Source organism: Stenotrophomonas sp. X (assembly GCF_055721025.1).
Map to the genome: position 1 here is coordinate 2,319,463 of NZ_CM146756.1, position 19,831 is coordinate 2,339,293.

The 19,831-nt window shown below is 68.7% G+C and carries 9 protein-coding genes; 4 read left to right on the top strand and 5 right to left on the bottom strand.

Annotated features, from left to right (window positions below):
- Positions 1-15 precede the first annotated feature (15 nt).
- Positions 16-1,632, bottom strand: coding sequence for a ShlB/FhaC/HecB family hemolysin secretion/activation protein (locus ACZ75I_RS10765; protein WP_472957840.1), 1,617 nt, complete (start codon positions 1,630-1,632; stop codon positions 16-18).
- Positions 1,633-1,833: 201 nt separating this feature from the next.
- On the opposite strand from ACZ75I_RS10765, the gene ACZ75I_RS10770 reads away from it, so the two are divergent.
- Positions 1,834-2,169, top strand: a complete 336-nt coding sequence (locus tag ACZ75I_RS10770) for a hypothetical protein (protein WP_346476494.1) — start codon at positions 1,834-1,836, stop codon at positions 2,167-2,169.
- Between the two features lie 90 nt (positions 2,170-2,259).
- Here ACZ75I_RS10770 and ACZ75I_RS10775 read toward each other — a convergent pair whose 3' ends face one another.
- Positions 2,260-2,709, bottom strand: a complete 450-nt coding sequence (locus ACZ75I_RS10775; protein ID WP_346476493.1) for a hypothetical protein — start codon at positions 2,707-2,709, stop codon at positions 2,260-2,262.
- 115 nt (positions 2,710-2,824) lie between these two features.
- Here ACZ75I_RS10775 and gspH point away from each other — a divergent pair, with 115 nt between their 5' ends.
- Genes gspH through ACZ75I_RS10790 form a run of 3 tightly spaced genes read left to right on the top strand, consistent with a single transcriptional unit; the run spans position 2,825 to position 4,241 of the window.
- Positions 2,825-3,271 (top strand): type II secretion system minor pseudopilin GspH, encoded by a 447-nt coding sequence (gene gspH / locus ACZ75I_RS10780; protein ID WP_061479443.1) that lies wholly within the window; start codon positions 2,825-2,827, stop codon positions 3,269-3,271.
- Complete coding sequence (gene gspI, locus ACZ75I_RS10785) at positions 3,268-3,630, top strand: type II secretion system minor pseudopilin GspI (protein WP_346476492.1); 363 nt, start codon at positions 3,268-3,270, stop codon at positions 3,628-3,630. The genes gspH and gspI overlap by 4 nt, the downstream gene beginning before the upstream one ends.
- Positions 3,627-4,241: a prepilin-type N-terminal cleavage/methylation domain-containing protein gene (locus tag ACZ75I_RS10790; protein ID WP_346476491.1), complete on the top strand. Its 615-nt coding sequence runs from the start codon at positions 3,627-3,629 to the stop codon at positions 4,239-4,241. Before gspI ends, ACZ75I_RS10790 begins: the two co-directional genes overlap by 4 nt.
- A gap of 360 nt (positions 4,242-4,601) precedes the next feature.
- Here the strand turns inward: ACZ75I_RS10790 and ACZ75I_RS10795 are convergent, their stop codons facing one another.
- The 3 genes from ACZ75I_RS10795 to gspF all read right to left on the bottom strand — a co-directional run bounded on the left by ACZ75I_RS10795 (position 4,602) and on the right by gspF (position 19,831).
- The gene (locus ACZ75I_RS10795) at positions 4,602-16,985 is read right to left on the bottom strand and encodes a filamentous haemagglutinin family protein (protein ID WP_472957842.1); all 12,384 of its coding nucleotides are present in this window, start codon (positions 16,983-16,985) and stop codon (positions 4,602-4,604) included.
- A 199-nt stretch (positions 16,986-17,184) separates the two neighbouring features.
- Entirely contained in the window at positions 17,185-18,360 is a 1,176-nt protein-coding gene (locus ACZ75I_RS10800; protein WP_072168837.1) for a substrate-binding domain-containing protein, read from the bottom strand.
- A gap of 271 nt (positions 18,361-18,631) precedes the next feature.
- Positions 18,632-19,831, bottom strand: coding sequence for a type II secretion system inner membrane protein GspF (gene gspF, locus ACZ75I_RS10805; protein WP_472957843.1), 1,200 nt, complete (start codon positions 19,829-19,831; stop codon positions 18,632-18,634).

The window sequence follows — 19,831 nt, forward strand, 5'->3', positions numbered from 1 at the left end:
TGTTCAAGGGAAGGGTCAGTAACTGGTGCTGATGTTGAAATGCAGGCGCGGGTCGTCCTTGCGCGTGACCGGGCCATCGGCGTAGGGCCAGGCGTAGTCCAGGCGCAGTTGCAGGTGTTCACCCAGGCGCAGCTGCGCGCCCAGGCCGACCGAGGCCAGGTTGTACTTGTCGCGCTGTTCGGGCAGCGGCTGGCGCAGGCGCAGGTAGGCCGCGTCGGCAAAGCTGTAGACGCGCAGGTCGGTGCCGCGCCACAGTGACCACGCAGGCGTGCGCCATTCCAGGCTGGCCAGGCCGCCGTAATCGCCGATCGCCTCGGCCGACAGGTAGCCGCGCACGGTGTACATGCCACCTGCGGCGAACTGCTCGGCCGACACCAGTGGCGCATCGGTTACCTGCAGCGAGCCGCGCGCATACCATTGCCAGTCGCTGCCGAAGGTATGCGTGTTGGCCACGTCGGCCTTGAACGCCACGAAACTCGGGTCGGCCCAGTAGCGCTTCTGCCCGAACGCAGTGGCGTCGCTGCCGTAACCGAACAGGCGGCGGGTACCGGCCACCAGCTGGGTGTTGATGCTCAGCTGATCGTGCTCGCCCTGGCGCACGCCGACGAAGGCCAGGGTGATCGGCGCGTACTTCAGCGGCGTCTTCAGGCTGTCCTTGCCCATCTGCGTGTCCTCCTCGGTGTCCTTGAAATCCACGCCGAGGCTGAGCTGGCGCCACCACTGGCTGCTGCCCGGCAGGCGGTAGTTGAGCTTGAGGCCGATCGAATGGCCGTTGCCGATCACATTGGTGCCGGTGCCGGTGCCGACCTGCCCACCTGCATTCAACACGCGGCTGTCGGATCTGTAGCCGGAGGCTTCCAGGCTCCACGGCGTGCCTTCGAACGGTATTGTGTACGAGGCCGAGAACACCTTGGCCTGCTTCGTGTCTTCCGGCGCCAGATACACGCCAAGGTTGGCGCTGTGCCCACGTTTCCAGAGATTGTCGTAGGCCAGCGAAGCACTCAGGCGCAGCTTCTCGGTGTCGGCGCTATGGTCGTTGTTGAGTGACGCACTGGCACGCCACGGCGACTTCTCCTCGACCTGAAGGTCCACATCCATCGTGCCCGGCACCTGGCCTTCGCGCACCAGTGGCATCACCTGCCGACGCCCGCCTTCGTTCAGTGCGGTCAGTTCCATCTGGGCCTGGTCGAAGTCGGGAACCTTGCCTTCCGCCAATGCCGGCACGCGTTCACGAATGCGTTCGGGCGATTCGTGGCGGGTACCGACCACGCGCAGCTGGCCGATCGGCGTCTGCTGCACCTTCAGCAGCACCACGCCACCGCTGACCTGCTGCTCGGGCAACTCGACGTAGACCGACTGGTAGCCGGCCTGCTGGTAGAGCGCATGGACGGCATCGCGCGCCTTCTCCACATCGGCCAGGGTCTTGCCCGGGCCGAGGAACGGTTCCACCGCGCGTTCAATCTCCCGCGGATCGAGCACCGTGTTGCCGCGCACGATGAATTCGTTGATGTTCACGCTGGGCGCGGGTGCTGCCTCCTGCGCAAGCAGCGGCAGCGGCAGCGCTGCCAGCGCCAGCATCAACGGATGCAGGCGCAACGGAAGGCGAACGGCTCGGCACGGAACAGGAGTCATCGAAGGCATCGCGTCGTATCGAAGGGAGGGGCCAGGGAGCGGCGCGTGGATCTACCAACAAGACGTGTACATCGCGTCAAAACCGCCAACAGTTTTGTGACAGCGCTGTCATCTTTTGATAGCGCCGCAACGCACGCAGGCGGACCCAGCCTTGGCTACCCGTCTTCATTGCAGAACATCGATTGCTGCGGGAGATTCGAGATGTGTGTATCGCTGATGCCGCGCCTGCGCGCTGCTCTCACCCTCGCCCTGCTGCTGGCGCTGCCATCGGGTCGCGCCGACGAGGCGAAGAAGCAGCAAGAAGCTGCGCCCTGCATCGAAGTGCAGGTCAACGGCGAGCGGATTCCGGCCTGGGACTGCCTGCAACGCAAGCTGGCGCCTGCGACAAGGCCGGCGAAGTCGCCGGCGCTCCCCGAAGCCGAACGCCTGATGCGGCAGCCCGGCAACCAGCTGATGCAGTACAACCTGGAAGGCACGCGGCAGCGTATGGGCGATGCGTTCGGTCGCTCGGTGGTGCCGCAGCGACCTGCGCGCTGAGCCTGCGCCTCTGTAGCGCCGAGCCCCTGCTCGGCTGTCTTTGTATCCGTCGACGAGGCCAAGCAGAAGCAGCCGAGCGCAGGCTCGGCTCTACAGGGCGGCCGGCACGATGCCATCGCTCGGCACCGGTGGCAGCGTGGGAACCGCCAGGCTGCGCGACTGCCCTGCCTGGTTCAGCTCCACCGTGTTGGCACTGATGCTGGCCAGCACCGTGCAGGGCCCCAACCGCTGGCCCGGCGCGTAGGCCTCGGCAGGACGCCCATCCACCGAGAGCAGCGCAAGCGGTGCGTGGTCGCCGGCCATCACGCCCAGCACCACCACCTCGGTCTGCACTGCGCCGGGAGACAACAGGCGCACCAGCGGCAGGCTTGCCACCGCATCGAACATCGGCCGCACCGCCGCCTCGGTCTTCGCTTCGCTGGCGGCCGCCACGGGCGCTACCGCAGACAGAGTGACGCCCCAGTAGGCCACCACGGCCAGCAGCAACGTTGCCGCCAGCAGGGTCAGTATGCAATTGCGATCCAAGCGCCTGCCATCCATGTTCCGCACCGTCGCCACGTTCGTCCCTGCCCACGCTAGCAGCTGCGGCTGACGCTTTTGTTTCATCATGCGGGCCTAGGCTGGTAGGCATCGGCCAGCACAGGAGGCAACGTCGATGCAGCGCATGCCGCGTGGTTTCACCCTGCTGGAACTGATGGTGGTGCTGGTGATCATCGGTATCTGCACGGCGGGCATCGGGCTGGGCCTGGGCAGCCTGCTCGACCCGGGCCGGCAGCTGCGACAGGAAGCCGAACGGTTGGCCCAGCGACTGCAGGTGGCGCGCGACGAGGCGCGTATCGATGGCCGCCCCCTGCGCTGGCAGGCCGACGCCGCCGGCTACCGCTTCAGCCGCCGCGAAGGCAGCCGCTGGGTGGACGTTCAGCGCGACGACCTGCTGCGTCAGCAGCAATGGCAACCGGCGGGCATCGCGGTGCAGCCGAGCACGCCGATTGAACTGAGCCCCGAATGGATTGGCGTGGCGTGGGAGGTGACGCTGTCGTTGCAGGGCCGCCAGCTGCGTCTTCGTGATGATGGCAGCGGACAGTTGCAGGTCGTGCAGTGAAGCGGAACAGGCACGGGTTCACCCTGATCGAAGTGCTGATCGCATTGGCGATCGTTTCAATCGCACTGGCGGCGGTGATGCGTTCGGTGGCGGTGGCCACCGACGATCAGTCGCGCCTGCGCGATCGTCGGCTGGCACTGATGTGTGCGCAGGACCGCTGGCAGGAGCTGCGCCTGGCCGGGCAGCCGCCGCAGGATGCACGGCAGCGCTGCGTGCAGGGGCGCAGCACGTTCCTGGTGCTGCAACATCTCGGCACGGGAAGTGACGGACAGCCGCAACTGGATCTCAGCGTGGTGGCCGAAGAGGCACCGCGGCAGTCGCTGGCGCGGATGCAGCTGCCGTGGACAGCAGCGCCATGAAGCACGCCGCACGTGGCTTCACCCTGATCGAGGTGATGATCGCGATCACCATCATGGGTGTGCTGGCGCTGATCTGCTGGCGTGCGCTGGACAGCGTGGCCAGCAGCGACCAGCGCCTGCGCCGGGCCGATGCCGAGACCACGACAGCTCTGCGCGTACTGCAGCAGTTCCAGCGTGATATCGAAATGCGCGCGGACGACGCGCTGATGAATGGTGCAGTGCGTCCGGCCGATCAACCGCAGCGGCTGCTGCCTCCGTCCCTGGTAAGCGAACGGCACCCGGATGGCAGCTTTGCGCTGGAGATCACCCGCAGTGTCGGCAGTGATGGACTACGCTGGCAGCGGGTGCGCTGGTGGCGGCAGGGCACTACGCTGTGGCGGGCCAGTGGCGCGGCGACGGATCGATACCCCCTGCCCGCGCCTGAGCCGTCGAAAGGCATTGCGGTGGCCAGGGATGTGCAGCGGTTCGAGGTACGCGCCTGGCAGCCGGGCGCTGGGTGGGCGCTGTTGCCGAGCGAAGGCGAGGTGCTGCCGGCCACCGGGCTGGAACTGCGGTTGGGACTGCGCGATGTGCGTGGGCCGCTGAGCTACCGGCGGGTGCTGGAGCTTTAGGATTCCTCCCAGGCAAAGCATCCACGCATGGCGTGGATCTACTGCCGAGCGGCTTCTACTGCCCGGCCTGCCCTGGTGGGTGCCGACCGTTGGTCGGCACTGATGCTGGCCCAGCCATCCACGCATGGCGTGGATCTACTGCCGAGCCTGCCGCCGGGTGCCTTCCTGCGCCCGGCGGCGCCGCTTCGGTGGTCCTCACCGCCGATGGCCGCTCCCTGCCCTCCGTGCCGTCCTGGCTGGGGCCGCCACCGTTCCCTGGCGGCTGGCCCGATGCTGTCCGTTCCGGCGGTGCAGCTGCATCCACGCATGGCGTGGAACTGCTGGCGACCAAGGTCGGCACCTACCGGGATCGCTCGATGCCTACCGGCGCTGCGTGCCGTCGTCGCGGCTGGCCTGCGGGAACTGGAACGCGCTGTCGGCGTCGTAGCCGCTGTTGGCGGTAGTGCCACGGGCCGGCGGCGCTACGCTGCTCGTGCCGCTGCCGAAGCCCAGAATCTGCACGCTGATCACCGACGGCTGGTTGCGCCGTGCATCGTCCTGGCTCTTGCGCATCACGTCCTGTGCCGCCTGGCTGGCGCTGTTGGCTGCGGCACTGGCCGCGGCCAGCGCATTGACGTTGACCGATGCCAGCACCGGCAGGCCCTTGCTCTCGCCCTGCACCTGGATGTTGGCCGCGTTGAGCACCTGCAGTGCGGCCAGGTTGATGTTGCCGGAGACGCGGATACCGGCCTCGCCCGCATCGATGGTGCCCAGCGGAGCGATCAGGTCGACGTCGCCCGGCGGTACTTCGGCGATGGGGTTCAACGTCGCGATGCCAGCACCGCTGGCCGGGGCCTGCGGCGACAGGATCACATTGCCCCAGCCGTCATAGACGCGGCGCGGTGGCGTGTACAGCAAGGTCGTGCGCGAACCACGACCGGCATTGATGTCACCCTGCTCCGACCACGCCAGGATGTCGCCGCCGAAGGTGGTCATCACCCGCGACAGGCCCAGCAGCACACTGTCCTGGCTGAACAGACGGACGTCGCCTTGCCCTTGGGTCACCAGTCCGGCACTGGCCGGGGGCACCACGCCCTGCACACCGATCACGATCTGCCCACCCGGCGCCATCAGCTCGATGTTGCCACCCGCTTCGGTGCGCACGCCGGAGCCACCGTACATCACGATATCGCCGGTACGGTCGATCGTCGCGCCGGTCGCAGCCTTGTCTGGCTTCAGCGTGGCGATGGCCTCGCGCCCACGCAGGTAGGAGCCGAAGCGGGGCCCTTCTGCATCGGTATATTCCCGTCCACCTTCGCGCAGCTCGGCGTAATAGACCTGGCGCAGGAAGATGTGCTGCTGTTCCTGCGGAAGCGCATCGAAGGCAGCCAGCGCCCCGTCGCCGTCAGCAGCCACGCCGAAGCGCTGCTGCAGCCACTGCTTCAGCTCCTGGTCGTACACCTTGACTGCCTTGCCCGGCTGCGACGCCAGCGATTGCGCCGGATCGGCGAGGTTGGCGGGATCCAGATAGCGTGCACGCAGGGCCGCGAAATCGATCTGCTGGTTGCCGGCCGTCAGCGCGATGCTGGCGCCGGCACGGGTGTCGCCCTGCACGATACCGCCGAGGCTGACGATGCTGCCCGCATCCTCCTGGCGCAGCTGGCGGCCGGCACTGATCTCGGTGTTGCCGGGGCCGGCGATGGTCGCGTTCAGATGCACGATGTCGCGGCCCGCCGCCGCCACCGTGATGTCGGTGGGCGCGGTGTTCAACGCGGTCATCGACACCCCGAGGATGTCCCGGCCTGCCCGCAGTTGCACGGCGCCGGCGGCCTCGAACCAGTTCAGCTGCGTGCGCTGCCCCACGTTGGGATTCAGCGTGCGCTGCCCGCCGCTGGCCAGACCAATGATGTCGCCCTGCACCGCGTAGAAGCGGCTCGGCGCCAGTGCCGCAGACACAGTGGACAGCGGAGTATTGGGACCGAATGCGAACAGCGGAAGCGACGCTTCTGGCGAGGCGGTATTGCCATCGACCGAAAGGTTGTGCCGCGAGCGGGTCACATTGCCGCCGGAATCCCCCTGCTGGGCCAGGAATGCGGGATCGAAGGGTCCCGGCAGCCGCGCGTCCGCACCCGAGCGCGCGATCTGGGTCGCGCCACGCTGGGCGAAGATGCTGCCACCGGCCAGGACGTCCAACCGTCCTGTTGCCGAGGGTGCCAGCAGGATCACATCCTGCGTCCCCGGCGTGGCGCTGATCCGGTCCAGCTTGATGTCGCCCTGCGCAGCAATGGCGCTGAAGCGCGAAGGATAGAGCCAGTAATTCAGCAGATCATCACCACCACGCACAACAAGCTGGACCTGCTCGCGCCACAGATTGCTGCCGGTCACGTTATCCGGCCCGGCGAGGCCTGGCGCGAGGTCACCACCGGCACTGAACAGATCCACGGCCGTGCTGGCGGTCCACAGGGAAAACCACGTGCTGCCTGCAGCGCGCGCGCCATCATCCTGCAGCACCGCGCTGTAGTTGGCCAGCGGCACCCGGCCTGCATCGGCGACCCCGCCGAGCACCACATCGCCCCGTGCCTGCAGCTGCGCGACCGCATCGCCCAGCACCAGCACCGGTCCGCCCATCGCGCGGGCGGCGTCGGGTGCAAACAGGTCTGCGGCGCGCTGCTGACGCAGCGTCGCGTAGTTTTCCAGGGTGACGCCCATTGCACCGATGCGCCCGGCATCGAGCTGCAGGCTGCCACGCAGATTGCTGAAGGTACCGTTGAGGTCGAGATTCTGTCCCGCCCTGGAGGGATTGAGGCTGGAGATCGTCGCCTGCAGATTCGGATTCAGTGCGCCACCGATGCGCAACCGCAGGTCGCCGCCGCCGGTCAGGTGCAGCTGGCCATCGCTGACCCGGCCGGTCGATCCCACCGCCGCGATGATCGCGCCCGAGCGCGGTGCGCTCAGCGAGCCCAGCGCGTCGCCCATCGGATCGCGGACGCCGGCATTGCGCCCAGCCTCAAGCGTCAGGTCGCCGCCGCCCAAGGTGCCGAAGCCGGTGAAGCCGACCATCCGTGGAGAGGCGCCAGCGGCAGCGGAGACGTTGGTGTAGGTGCCAAAGTTCACCCACCAGCTGGTCGGCACCGGCTCCACGCCGGTGGTGCTGCCGGTTCCCTGCCGCCACAGCCAATTGCCGACCGAGGCACTGGAGTACAGCGCCCAGTCGCGCTCGCTGGTGCCCGACTCCGCGCGCGCGGTCCAGGCGTCGCCGACGATATCGCGCCCGGCTTCGACCCGCAGGTTGCCACCATGATCGGGATACCAGGCCTGGTAGCCTGCGATCGCTGCGTCATAGCTGCCCGGCACCAGGTTCGGCCCCAGCAGTGCGGTGTTCCAGGGAGCCGCTGCGCGGGGCGAATTGAAGGCAGCGTCGCGGCCCCCACCCAGCGCGGTGGGAGTGCCGGCGGTGTAGACACCGAAGCCTGACTTCATCACGACGTCACCGGCAGCGAGCAGCTCCATGTCACCCTTGCCGGTGCGCAGTACGCTCCACGCCGGCGTGCCCGCACGCTTGCCGTAAGTGGTCACTTCGGTCTGCGTGCCGCCGCCGGCGCAGTAGCTGGGCGCGGTACTGCAGAACTCGTCTTCGGTCATGCCGAACATCGCGGCGAAGTCCTTCGCAGGGGTGCCCACGTAGGACTCGTCACCCCAGTAATCCAGCGAGCCCTGCGCGGCCACCTGGCGGGGTGCCGGGCCGCAGTAGTCGGCCGACATCGCGCAGAACTCATCTTCGGTGAAGCCGAACATGTCGGCCAGCTCCGCGATCGGACGGCCCGCATAGGACGTGTCGCCGATCCAGTCCAGCGATGCCCGCTCGGTCAACGCACGATCACCCACCCAGATGATCTCGGTCTTGACCGTGCCGATCGAGCCCTGGTGGGTATCGGCCAGCACCACGCTGCCTTCGCTGCCCCAGCGGCGGCTGCGTGGATCGGCCGCCCCGGCATCGGCACCGGCAACCACGGTCAGGTCCCAGGAGCTGGTGCCCTCGGCGAGCATCGGCGCCAGCGCCCAGTTGCGCCCCTGGTTGCCGTTGGCATCGGTCGGCCGCAGATTCACCGGCGCGTCGCCGGGCAGCTCCACCTTGGTCAACGAGGGAATGTACGCGCCCACCTTGAGCGCGACTTCCCGTGCCAGGCGCAGCGCAACCGGCAGCACCGCGCCGGCGGGCCACTCCTGTGCCGCCACCTGTACCGCACTGCGCAGGCGGAAGCCGGCTCCCAGCCGCGCACCTGCCGCCAGCACCAGCGGCTCCTGCAGCACGGTGCCCGCGGCCAGCGTCTGCCCGGAGTCGGTGGTCACCGCCGCACCCAGTACGGTGCCCGCTGGCAGGCGCAGGGTCTGCGAGATGACCATCGGCGCGGGCAGCACGGTACCAACCGGAAGCGTTACCGATTCGACCGGCACGTCGTAGTTCAGGCGGGTGCCGGCCTGGAACTCGGTGCCGGGCTGCAGCTTCACTCCGTCCACCGGCACCACCAGACCGCTGCCGAAGGGGGTGTGCCCCGCGCTGCCATTGCGACCCTCATACAGCTGCCAGCCGCCCTCATCCGGCGTGGACGGTGGCGGTGCGAAGCCATCGTTGATGCTGCCGTAGACGTTGATGTTGCCTTCGGCCCGCAGCACCAGCGAGGCCGATTCGCCGAAGCCACGCCGCGATGGATCGGCGCGGTTGGCTTCGGGCCCGTAGCGGTAGCCGGACAGATCGATGTCGCCGGCAATGGTCAGGTCGCCGTCCGGGTTGGCGTCGCTGCGCCGCGCCACCACCTGCACGCCGGGACGAAGGCGGACATCACCCAGCGCGCGCGTGCGCTGCTGCAGGTCCGGGTTGCCCAGCGCACCATCGATCCACGCCACGCTGTGCGGATCGACCACCTGGTCCAGCCACTGCTGGGTGACCAGCTGCGCGCGGTTGCCGCGCACATCGGCGGTGCCGGCCAGGGGCGCATCGTCGTAACGGCGAACGCCATTGAGCTGGATGTCGGCCGCGCCATCGATGCGCAGGCCATTGGCCGCGGCAATCGCCGCGTCGTTGCTGCCCACCCGCGGCACATCGATCTTCAGCGAGCCGCGCGGCATGCCGTCGTTCTGCCCAGGGCCGTCGCCGACGGCAACGTCGCTGCCGGCACGCAGGTCCAGGTGCGCCGCGCTGCCCAGACCCACGGCGCCTTCGGCGCTGCCCAGGGTGATGGTGGCCCGGTTCGGACTGTGGATGATCTTGCCATGGCTGTCCACGCGCAGGCCGGTACCGTGCGCGTCCAGCGTGCCATCCACCTGCAGCTGGTCGCGGGCGTACAGGCGGATGCTGCCGACCTGCTCGCCGCTGGCATCGATGCGGCCGGCCACGGTCAGGCTGCCCGCGTCGACACTGATGTCGACCCGGCGCGCCTTCACTTCGTCGCCAATCCGCAGATCGCCTTCACCGATCTGGAAGCTGCGGCCGCCGACGACACCGCCGGTGGTCAATCGCTGGTTGAGGCCGGTGAAGTCCTGCACCTGGCGTGCCCGCACCACAAGTTCACCACCGTCGTAGGGCACCAGCGTGCCACCGGCATCGTAGCGGCCACTTGCGGCGCCCTGCAGATCGCCGGCCAGATCGGCTCGGCCAGCCATTGCGGTGACCGTCATGCGCCCGGCGCGGTTGTTGCGGGCGGAAACATCGATGCGGGAGGCCGCATCGGCGCGGATGTCACCCGTGTCGCTGGACAGCAGGACATCGCCGCCCCAGCTGAACTTGTCCACGTCGTACAGCGGGACCTTGCGCCCGGCCAGATCCAGCGCCGCCCGGCTACCAAGCGCGATGCCCTCACGCGCGTTCGCAGACAGCCGTCCTGACGCCAGCGCGATCGTGCTGTCCAGCGCGATCCGGTTGGCGTCGATGCTCAGCTCACTGCCCAGTGCATCGCCACCCGCCTTGCCGGTGCCCCCCCGCAGGCGGAAGTCGCCGCCAGTGCGCACGCGCAGCTGCGCGGCGGGATCGGCGGTCAACAGCGGGGTATCGATGCCGAGGCTGCCTCCGCTGTACTGCCAGCCCTTGTCGGCCAGATAGTCGCCGCGCTGCTGGAACACGTCCAGCGTGCCCTGCGCGGAGAACGACAGCTGCTCCGAAGCACTCAGGTTCAGCGCACCGAATCCGAGCACCTGCCGGTTCGCAGGTACTTCAGAGCTGGGACGGCTGAATGGCGCCCGCCCGAGCTGCAGCTGGCGGGTGACGAGGTCCAGCTGCCCGGCACCGAGCCGGTCCACCATCGGATCGGCCGGCGGCACCGACGCGTCGCTGCCCGGCGCCTGGCTCGCCGCCAATGCGCCGTCCCAGACCAGCGTGTCCACCAGGATGCGCGCACGGTCGGTCGCCGCGCCGTAGCCGCGGATGGCCTGCGCACCCAGCACAAGCGTCTGCAGGCCACTGCGGCCGGTGGCACTGTCGCGCGCGTCCAGGTCGACGCTGCCGAACACGTTGACAGACTCCCGCGCGACCAGGCTCAGCGTGTCCAGCGCCGGCGCGCCGGTGGCATCATTGCCGCGCAGCAGTTGCTGCAGCACGGACTGGTTCATGGTCATGCCACTGGGCAGCGCCCCTGCCGCAGCGGCCTGCGCGATCGCTTCGGCACTGCCGAGGTTCAGCGCCGCCATGCTCAGGCCCAGCTGGCGGGTGCCATAGCTGACCGAGTCGCGCATCTGCAGCGTGCCATCGGTCGCTACCGCGATGCTGCCATCGGAAACCAGCCGGGCCTGGCCGTCGCACGCCGCTTGGCAGCCCCCGATGTCGATCGCCACCGGACCGGCCTCCACGCCCGTGGTGCCGGTGATCAGGTTCAGGCGCTGGTTGGACACTGCAAGCAGACCGCCGGAGACCTGGTAAGGCAGCGTCGCGCTGGCACCCGCGTTGGCGGTTGCGAACGGCAGTGTATCGAGGGTCGCACCGGCCTCGACCAGCACGCCGCTGCCACCGGAGGCCGCTGCCACCAGCACTTCCGGTGCGTTCAAGGTGACGCCGGAACGGATCGCCACACTGCGCGCCTGGCCGGTCACCGCCACCTGCGAGGCCTCCTGGCTGAACTGCCCGCCGATGATCATCCGTGCCGGCAGGAAGGCATTGAGCGCGTCGTCGCTGAAGGTGGCGCCGCGATCACGCGCCTGCGATTGCGCGCTACCGTCAACGATCTCCAGTGAACCGACCGCCGGGCTCGCCAACGTGGCTGCCAGCGTGCCGCCGCGCCCCTTGTCGGTGGCGGCGCCGAACCGCGCGGTGCCGGCGAAGCGGATGGCAGGCGTGTCTGCACGACCTGCACCTTCGCCCAGCGCAAGGGTCAACCCGAGCGCATCGATGGTCTGCCAGCCACGCGACTCGCCGCGGCGGTCGGCCACCGACTGCGCGAAGCTGTTGTAGGAGGTTTCGTTGTAGCCCGAGTGCCGGCGTACCACTGCGGCGGGCGTCAGCAGGATGTCGGTGAGCAACGGCGAGAATGCCGCGCCCAGCGCCGTGCGCTGCTGCCCGGACACACGCCATGTGCCGGTGCCGGTCGCAATCGGTTGCACGATGCCGGAGGTGCCGGTAGCGCCCAGCTCCACCCGGAATGCACCGGGCTGCAGCGCATAGCTTGCCGGCATCAGCGTGTAGGTACCGGCCGCCAGGCCGGGCACGCCAGCCGGCACGGTGATCTGCTGGCCCACCGCCGGAGCTGAGAATCCTTCTTCGCCGCTGGGGGCGAACGCCTCGGCGCGTCCCGGTACGATCGCGTACACCGGGTTGCCCGACGCACTGAACGCGTAGCGCGGATTGGCGTCGGCCAACGCGGTGCGCAGCACGTCGACGGAGCCGCCGCGCCCGGACACGAAGGCGGCACCGGTCAACTCACCACCGCCGGACATGTCCAGCAGTGCCCCCGGCGCCACCTCGATCGCGTTGGCCTTCAGGGTCACCCCCATCGAGGAGATGCCGGCCGGCGTCAGCGAGCTCAGGCTGCGCGTGCCTACCCGCCAGTCGACACCATCGACGGTGCCACCATAGGGCAGCGACAGGCCGGCACCGCTGGTGGAGGTAACGCTGCCTGGCAGCAGTTCCACCCGGCTGCCGATGGTTCCGCTCTGGATCAGGCCGCCCAGCTGCAGCGTGCCCATCGGCGCCTGCACGTTGCCGCCCTGCTGCACCGTGGCAGCCACCAGGCGAAGCGTGCCCAGCGCCGATTCCGGCGCCGGCTGCGTGGCCGCACCTGTGCCGTGGATTCGCAGCACGGCAGCTGGATCGGCCCAGTAATCAGCGGTCTGCACGGTCTGCGCCGAAGCGCCGGCCACCAGCGCGCCGACCGCGCCTGCGGTGGGGTACAGGCGGGCGGCGGTCACGTCCATCGAACCGGCCGTCATCAACGCGCTGGTGTTGCCACTGCTGGCAATGCCGTTGGTCAGGCGCACGTCACTGCGGCTTTCCAGCGCCACGTGGTCGAACCCGGGCAGCCAGGTGACGTCGCGGATGTCGATCAGCGCGGCCTGCACCGCCAGCGCGTGATCGTCCGGCCCGGCCGAAGCGACCGCCACGGTACCCTGCAGGTTCTCGCCCGCCAGCTGGCCCCAGCGCGCCTGCGCCAGGCGGACGTAGGGCGCACTCAGCCGCAACGCCGACGACGGCCCGGCATCCACGGCCATGCCCAGGCTCGAAGTGCCCTGGCCATGGATGCGCAGGCTCTGGGCCAGGCGCAGGTCGACATCGCCGACGGCGCGGATGTCACCGAACACGGACAGGTTGTCGAAGCCGCCCGCCTGCAGCTGCTCGACCGACAACGCGGCGTGGCCATACTCCAGTGCGGCCGGCAGTGGCTGCACCGGTGCGCTGTGCTGGCTGAGGGTGATCGCACGTGCGCGCAGTACCTCCTCGCTGGCGCCACGTGCATGGATGCTGCCGCCGAAGGCCAGCCCAAGCGTGCCGCCGCGTGCGCCGGCACCACCGGCGGCCGCGTCCATCCCGCCCTCCAGATACAGCGCATTGGCCGAGCGCAGCACGATCTGCCCGCCGTCGCTGTCCACGCGTACACGGCCCTGACCGTCGATATCCAGCTCGGCCGACGTACCCCGTGCCTGCAGGCGCGCACCGCGTTCGACCACCACGAAGGCTTCCGGTGGTCGGTTGTCGACGAATGCTGTGGTTTCCCAGTCCAGCGCCCCGCCGATCTCGATGCGTCCACCCGCGCGCACCTGCCCGCGCAGGCGGCCGCTGGGATCGGGCAGCGAGATCGCGTCTGCATCGGCATCCAGCAGCGCGCCTTCGGCGAAACGCCAGGTGCGTTCGGTGCGCTGCCCGGCGTACAGCGCATTCTGCGGACGCACATCGTCGATCACGATGCGGCCGCCCTTCGCACGCAGTGTGCCTTCAACATCGATGTTGCCTGCACCCAGCAGCGAGATCGTCTGCCCTGGATCGACCGCCACCAGTGCATCCTTGCCGACCCGCAGGTCACCGCCCACGCTGTTGCGGTCCGAACGCAGGCTGATGCTCGCACCGGCGCGCTGGCTGACGCGCCCGTTCGACGGATCGGCGCTGTACAGCGGCGCATCCCATGCCGCCAGTGCGGACGCCCGATCGGTTGCCGTCTGCGCGTCCTGGGTCATGCGCAGGCCTGGCAGGGCAGCGACCAGCCGCGCGCCGTCGGCCACCTCCACGCCTTGGTGGCCGTTGATGTCGTACTGTGCGAAGCCACTGCCGAACAGGCCGGGGTCCAGACGCAGCGACGCGCCCGCCAGGTCCGCATCGCCCACCCGAACGTGGCCACCTGTTCCCAGCGAGAAGGCACCACTGCCCTGTCCTCGGCCACTGAACCGGCTACCCTCGCCCAGTTGCACCCGGCCACTGCCGTCGGTCGTAACCGTGCTGCTGTTGGCCTGCAGGCTGACGCTGCCCCCTTTGCCGATGCGGCCTTCACCGCGCAGGTCCAGCGCGGCGCCGGCCTCGACGTCCACCGTTGCCTCGGCGCCCACGATCACGTCATGACTGTTGCTCAGGCTCATGCGGCCGCCATCCGTCCAGGCACCGCTGGCGTCGAGCGGCATCGCCAGTGACGCGTTGCTCCATTCACCGGAGAGATCGATCCGCGTGCCGTCGGCAATGGCGGTGCGGGCGCGGCCATCGTGCAGCAGCGCCGTCGGCCGGCCCTGGACATCCAGCAGGTTGCCCGCCGACAGCTGTCCGCCGGCAATGCCGATGTCGCCTGCCAGTTCCACCTCGCTGCCGGTCAGGTTGAGCTGTCCGCCTGCCTGAAGCCGAAGGCTGCCGTCGACGCGGATGCGATCGGCGGTCGCCAGGTCGATCCGTCCCCACTGCTGGGCACTCAGCGCTGCGATATCCAGCCACACGGTGTCACGCCGCTCCTCGTCGACCGGAGCCAGCAGCGACCACGCCGCCTTCGTCGGAGCCTTGTCATCCAGGCGCACATCCGAGCCGAACACACCGCTGCGGCCCTGGCCGTCGTAGCGCCCCAGGTACAGCTGCGCATTGCGCGCCACCGCCGTCTGCGCCTGCGCATAGCCATCCAGTGCGGCCCCCGGCCTGCGGTTCTGCTGCGCGCCCTGGAAGGTGGCCGTCTCAACCTTCCCATCCAGCACCGCGGTCGGTGCGGAGACGATCAGCCGTCCTGCATCGCGGCCGACCGTGTACCCGTTGTCGACACGCTGCGCCGCGAATACGATCGGATCACGGAAGGTCTCGGTGATGCCCCAGCGTTCCTGCTTCACTTCATGGCCGCTGTACAGGCCATCGAACAGCATCTCCGCCGGCGCCTCATCAAGGCGGTAGACCTGGCCGTCGACGCCGCGCACCCAGCTCTGCCGGACCACGCCGCTCTGCACATCCAGGCTGCCGCCGGCAAGGTTGATGCGTGAGCCACCGTTCGTGATCACTTCCCTGCCGCCCAGCAGGACGGTACCTCCCTGCGCGGCCCATTCGCCGATCGAGTGCCCCTGGTTGTCGAGGTAGCCCCCCACTTCCAGCAGGCCGCCAGCAGCGTACCAGCGCTCCCCCTCGTAGCCCCCGGTACCGGCCGGAACGTGGACCAGCCTGCGGCGGTCGACCCAGACTTCACTGCTGGTCAGCTTGCCGCTGTCGCGGTTGTCCAGGGCGTCGCGCAGTTCGTTGCCCTGCACCTTGACCTGGACATTGTTGCTCTCCATCGACACCTGCACGCCCACTGCGCCGGATACGTCCACGCGCGCGGCGTCGTCCACGTAGCTGCGGGCCGCCGCATCGGCGATGATCTGGCCGCCCGTGGCGACCGTCAGCGAATCCCTGCTGAAATGGATGTTGCCACCCGAGACGATCTCCACCCGCGACTGGTCCCGGCGATCATTGTGCTGGGACAGATTGTCGAAGGTGGCCGAGCGCGCGCCAGCGCGGATCGCGTCCTGCTCTGCCGACTCCTTGATGAGGCTGTCGCGCTGTGTATCCAGCGCCGTGGCCTTGCCGTCGTCCTCGATCAGCACCGCCGTGGTGGCTCCATCGGCGAGCGTGACGCTGCTGCCGGCATCGCTGGCCGAGGCCAGAAGATGCACGGTGCCGCGCTGTGCGAGCGTGGTGCTGGCCACGGCCACACCGGCCTGCTCGACGCTGCGCCCGGCGAGGGTCACGTCACCCTCGAGCGCGCGCAGCAGGCCGGTGTTGCGCACGCCGCCAGCCGTGCTGCCAGCGATGAAGCGCGGCGCGATCTCATTGCCCCGGGTGGTGGAGCTGGTGTTGGTGGCCGTACCCACGCCACGCCGGATCACGAAACTGTCACCCGCAGCGAGCTGCACCTGGCCCTTGCGCGCCTCGATATGGCCAGCATTCTCCACGCTGTGCCCGGCCAGCAGTACGTAGCCACCGCCGCGCGTCGCACTGGTCGGCTCATGGGTCGCGATGCGGGCGCCCTGCTCCACCGTCACCTTGCCGAATGCATCGCTGAGCGCGCTGCTGCTGGCGTCGGGGCTGTACAGGCCATTGTCGCGGAACTGCGCATCGCTGATCCGTGCTGCAGCCGCCAGCAGATTGCGTACATTGACCTGGCTGTTGTTGCCGAACACCACGCCGTTGCGGTTGGCCACGAACACCGTGCCATTGGCCTTCAGCTGGCCCAGGATCTGGCTGGGCCGCGCCTGCGGATCGTTGACGCGGTTCAGTACTGCCCAGTCAGGGCTCTGCAGGAAGTTCAGCGTAGTGTTGCCGCCGATGTTGAAGGTCTCCCAGTTCAGGATCGCCTTGTCCGCGGTCTGCTCGACCGTGACCTGCACCCGCCCGTCGCTGCCCTGCGACTGGATCGCCTCGCGCGCATTGAGCCAGCCGCGGGTCAGCGGGTTCTGGTCGACGCTCAGGCCGTCCTTGCCGAGGCCATCGGCAACAATGAGGCCAGCCTCGCGGCGCGCCTGCCGCGCCTGTTCCTGCAGGCGCTGCTGCAGGGCGATCGCCTGCGCCGCCGTGCCAAGATTGTCGATCGACTGCTGCAGCTTCTGCCGTGCTGCATCCTGCTGCTGGGCCGGCAACTGGAACTGGATCGGCACGCCGTTGGGCATGCGGCCACTCTGTGCCGCGCTGCCCTGGGCCGCGCCCCGTTCGGCGAACCAGCCCGGACTGAACGCCTGCTGCGCCTGGCTGGCCGGGGCCACCATGCTCCCCAGTGCGACTGCGATGGCCCACGCCATCGGATGATTGCGGCGCATCAACGCGGCCGGACGAACAACGGACGGGAGCGGGTGCGACATCGGAACCTCATCAACCTGGTGGGCCGCGGCTGCGGCGACGATCGGGGAGGCACGCGCAACGCATGCCCTGCCACTGATAGACGGTTCACGTGACACGAAGCCGACAGTGAAACACTGCGGCGGCGGCACCATCACGGAAATGGCGACGCCGGCCCAGAGGCCGGCGTCGCGTCAAGCAGGATTCAACCGGTACTGCGGATTACAGCGGACGACCGATGCCGGCGCAGGTGCTGGGGTTGTTCAGGCCGGCGGTGCTGCTGGCCAGCACGAAGCGGTTGCGGATCGCATCGCGCCACGCCTTGGTCAGCGGGATGAAGCCGTGGTCGGTGATCGACTTCTCATACGCGACGGTGTAGGTCGCCGGATAGTGGCGGGCCAGGAAGCCGCGCAGGCTGGTGGCGACGCTCGAATCCTTGTAGCACTGGCCGATCACCAGGTTGGTGTAGCCGGCGATCGGATAGCCAGCCGACGGGTTGCCGAACACCGGCACCCAGTTGGCGGGGTTCTCAGCATCGGTGCCGGTCGGCGGAGCAACGGTGTCCAGGGTGGCCTGCACGCTCACCTGGTCCGGCGAGAAACCCTTGACCTTGGCGACCTTGGTCGCATCGGTCAGGCTCGGGATCACGTCCGGGCCGACGTAGCCGATACGGCCTTCAGCTGCGTAGACCGTGTTGTACAGCGAGGTGCCACCGGTGGCCGGGGCGGCCACCAGGAACGCCGGAAGGTTGCCGTTGGCATCGCGCTTGTACAGGTCGGCGAAGGTCGACTTGATGGCGAACTTGCCGCCCACCAGCTTCGAGGTTTCAGCGTTCTCAGCGGCACAGGCCGCGGTCAGGAAGCGGCTGAACATTTCGCTGGTACCGCTGCTTTCCGGGCGGTACACCACCTGGATCGGGCCACTGCGGTTGGCATCGATGGTCGACCAGTCGCTGATCGCACCCGAGAACACGCCGCAGATCTGCGCCACGCTCAGGTCCACCGCCGAACCGGCCTTGTTGAACGGAATGGTGACCGAGGTGGCCACAGACGGCACCTGGATCAGCGCGCCGTAGCGGTTGGCGTTGGTCGCCTGGTTGAAGTTGGTGGTGTAGTTGCTCAGCTCGGTGCTGCTCAGCACCGAATCGCTGCCGGCGAAATGCACGGTGCCGGTGGTCGAGAACAGCGCCGAGTTGTTTTCCAGGAAGGCCTTCTTGCCGGTGCCCGAACCGGTCACGGCGTAGGTGAAGTTCGCCGGCAGGATGCTGTCGGCCGAACCCTTGTAGAGGTCGGCCGGCAGCGAGGCACCGCCGCCGGTAACGGTCTGCGCCGAGGCGGCGCCCACGGTAGCGAGCAGCGCGGTGGCAACCAGCGCGGCCAGGGTCTTGTACTTGGTCATGATCTTCTCCTGAAGGGTTTACTGCGAAGGGAAACGCCAAGGGAGGAACGGTCACTACACGCCTGCTGCCGCCGAGGGCCTCCCAGCCCACTCTGCGGCGACGGGTCCATGCTGGTCCGCGCCGATGACAGGCCGCTTAAGAAACCTGTGGAAGATCGGGAAAAGGTGTGGAGGATTGTGTGGAGAAATCCAGGCACCCGTAGATCCACGCTGTGCGTGGATGGATCGCGCGACGCGCGTCCTGTCCGGTGCATCCACGCATGGCGTGGATCTACTGCACCAGCTGGTTCATTTCCATGATCGGCATCAGCACCGCCAGCACGATCGTCAGCACCACGCCGCCCATCACCAGGATCATGGTCGGCTCCAGCAACGCAGTCAGCGCCATCGCGCGACGCTCGATCTCGCGCGAGATGGTCTGTGCGGCGCGGTCCAGCAGTGGCGCCAGCGAACCGGTCTTCTCGCCGCTGGCCACCAGGTGCACCAGGATTGGCGGATACACCTTCTGCACCTTCAGCGCAGAACCAAGCGCGGCACCTTCGCGCACACGCGCGGACACGTCATCGGCACAGCGCGCCAGCAACGCATTGCCCAGGGTCTGCCGGGCAGCTTCAAGCGCACGCAGCAGCGGCACACCCGCATCCAGCAGGATCGCCAATGTCGAGGCGAAGCGCGCACTGTTCACACCCAGCACGAAACGCCCGACCATCGGCACCCGCAGCAGCATCGCGTCCCAGCGCAGGCGCAACCCGGGCTTGCGCAGGGCCAACCACCAGGCCACCAGCAGCGCAGCGATGCCGAGCCCCACCCACATGCCCCAGCTGCGCACGAACGCGCTGGCGGCCAGCATCACCTGGGTCAGCATCGGCAGCGTCTGCCGCGCCTGCACGAACGCGGTCACCACCTGCGGCACCACGTAGCTGAGCAGGAAGATCACGATCGCCACCGACACCAGGCTGATCGCCGCCGGGTAGATGAAGGCGGTCAGTACCTTGGCCTGCAGCGCATTGCGTTCCTCGATGTAGTCGGCCAGGCGCTCCATCACCCGCGCCAGATCGCCGGAATCCTCACCTGCACCCACCAGCGCCCGATAGATCGGCGGGAAATCGCGTGGCCGCGCTGCCAGCGCCACGGTCAGGCGCTGGCCGGCACGCACGTCGGCGCGTACTGCGGTGAGCGCCTGGGCAACGTGCGGGCGTTCGGCCTGCTCGATCACCGCACTCAATGCAGCTTCCAACGGCAGGCTGGCCGCCAGCAGGCTGGCCAGCTGGCGCGTGGCCCAGGCCAGCTCGCTGGCCGACAGGCGGCGAGCGCCCCAGCCACTGCCGGCACTGCGCGCCGCGCTGACCTGCACGGGTGTCAGCCCGCGCCCACGCAGTAGCTGGCGCGCACCGCGCGGGCTATCGGCGTCCAATTGACCCTTCTCGATGCGGCCCTGCGCGTTGGCAGCCTGGTAATCGAAGAGCGCCAT